Genomic DNA, 1,182 nt, shown 5'->3' with positions numbered 1-1,182 from the left:
GATTTCTACCATCCAAAGCCGGGTTTATATTCTGTTCAACGGCAAAGTGCTGGATGCCATTGCCGCCGACCGCAAGGATAATGTCGCGGTCGAAGCCCGCGATCATATCAAAACTTTCCACCAGTTGTTCTTCACGCTATCGCCGGATGATAAAGCCAATCAGGGAAACCTCGGTAAAGCTTTGTACCTGGCTGACGGCACGGCTAAACGCGAATATGATGACCTCGCGGAAAGCGGTTATTACGCCAATATCATTTCCGGCAACATCAGCCAGCAACTTCAGGTGGACAGCATCAACGTCGACTTAAGCAATTATCCCTTCAGCTTCCGCTGTTACGCCACCGAAAGTATCATTCGTACCAGCAGCACGGTCACCCGCAGCCTGGTCACTACCGGGGAACTGCGGAACGTCAGCCGAAGCGATAATAACCCGCACGGCTTTTTGATCCAGCGCTGGAAAACCCTGGAAAATAAAGACCTCAAGATCATAAACAGATAAAATAAAAATCATGGAAACAACAACCCTTCAACAAAAACGCAGGCGCAAAGCCTTAATAGTATTGCCTTTACCTGTGATCTGCTTTGCCACCATACTTTTTCATGTATTTGGTGGTGGGACTGCCGACGCAGCGACTGACAAAAGCGCGGAAACAGGCCTGAACAAAAAACTGCCAGATGCACGGCTGAAAAAAGACCAGCCCTCGGGCAAGCTGGCTTATTATAACCAGGCCGCCGTCGATTCGGCTAAAGAAAGGCAGCTAAGATTGACCGATCCTTATGGTCGTTTTAAACCCGATTCAGCACAAAGCATTAACCAGCCCGGCAGTTTATCTTTTTCCCCTCGCCAACCCGACTTTGCGGCGGGCAATTCGCCCCAGGCGAATGCCCAAAAGATCGGTGAAAGATTGAATACCTTACAGCAAATCATCAATAAGCCGGACAAACCGGTAAGCGTGGATAGATCATTGCAACAGCCAGCCAATACGGAAGTACCAAAAATTACCTATGCTAGAACGGAAGATCCGGAGCTAAAGCAAATGAACGGTTTACTGGAAAAGATACTGGATATCCAGCACCCGGAACGAATGCAGGAAAAAGCAATCGCCAGCACACCGGTCATCGCTGACCAGTTCAAAGCTATCCCGGCCGTGATCGAAGGCACGCAAAAGATCGTACAGGGTA

Annotated in this window: 2 protein-coding genes; both read left to right on the top strand. The window is 49.2% G+C overall.

What is annotated here, in order from left to right:
* On the top strand, window positions 1–499 hold a 499-nt coding region (gene traK, locus AAGC65_RS25910), incomplete at its 5' end, for a conjugative transposon protein TraK (protein WP_343115350.1).
* A 10-nt stretch (window positions 500–509) separates the two neighbouring features.
* The coding region (locus AAGC65_RS25905; protein ID WP_343115349.1) for a hypothetical protein at window positions 510–1,182 on the top strand (673 nt) is incomplete at its 3' end.

Source organism: Mucilaginibacter sp., assembly GCF_039207105.1.
Classification (GTDB): domain Bacteria; phylum Bacteroidota; class Bacteroidia; order Sphingobacteriales; family Sphingobacteriaceae; genus Mucilaginibacter.
Note: the sequence above shows the minus strand (reverse complement) of the source record. Positions and strands in the feature narration are given on the sequence as shown.